General features: G+C 77.4%; 1 protein-coding gene. It reads left to right on the forward strand.

Annotated elements, in window-relative coordinates; genetic code table 11:
• Nucleotides 1-696: nucleotidyltransferase family protein (locus tag VQ02_RS33695; RefSeq protein WP_053080650.1), on the forward strand; the 696-nt coding region annotated here is incomplete at its 5' end.
• Nucleotides 697-755 lie beyond the last annotated feature (59 nt).

Below are 755 nucleotides of genomic sequence, written 5' to 3' on the forward strand. Positions count from 1 at the left end.
GCGGGGGGGGCGGGCGAGTGGATGCGCCGCTCGGGCAGCGCGCTGCCCAAGCCCCTGGTGCCGGTGGCCGGCATCCCGCTCCTCGAGTGGAACCTGCTCGCGCTCCTGCGGGCGGGCCTGCGCGACGTCCACGTGGCGGTCTCGGCGGCGAACGGGCCGGTGCGGGATTTCGCGCGGTCGCGCTGCGCGGAACTCGCGGCGCGCTCCGGCGCGGTCGTCTCGGTCATCGAGGAGACGCAGCCCCTCGGGTCGATCGGCGCCGCCGCCGTCCTGGCGGGCCGCGGCGACGTGATCGTGGCCAACGCCGACAACCTGACCGGCCTGGATCTGCGCGCCGTCCTGGCCGCCCACCGGGCGAGCGGGGCCGCCCTCACCCTGGCGGTCCATGACGAGCCGTTCCCGATCCCCTACGGCGAGGTCACCACGGAGAACGGCCGCGTCGTCGCCTACCGGGAGAAGCCGACGCTGACCGTGCGCGTCTGCAGCGCCGTCTCGGTGCTGAGCGCGCGGGCGGCCGGAGCCATCGGGCCCGGCGAGGCGATGGGGCTGCCCGCCCTCGCCAACCGCCTGCTGCAGGCCGGCGCGACGGTGCAGGCCTTCCACCACGCGGCACCCTGGATCGACGTGAACGACCTCGCCGCCCGGGAGCGGGCCGAGGCGCTGGTGAGCCGGTTCGCCGACCGCTTCGCGGCCTGACGGCATGCCCGACCCGCGCCTCCGGCCGGGAGCGGCCTCCCCGCCGCCCCCTGCAACCC

Origin of the sequence: Methylobacterium variabile (assembly GCF_001043975.1) — a bacterium.
In the GTDB taxonomy this organism is placed as follows: domain Bacteria; phylum Pseudomonadota; class Alphaproteobacteria; order Rhizobiales; family Beijerinckiaceae; genus Methylobacterium; species Methylobacterium variabile.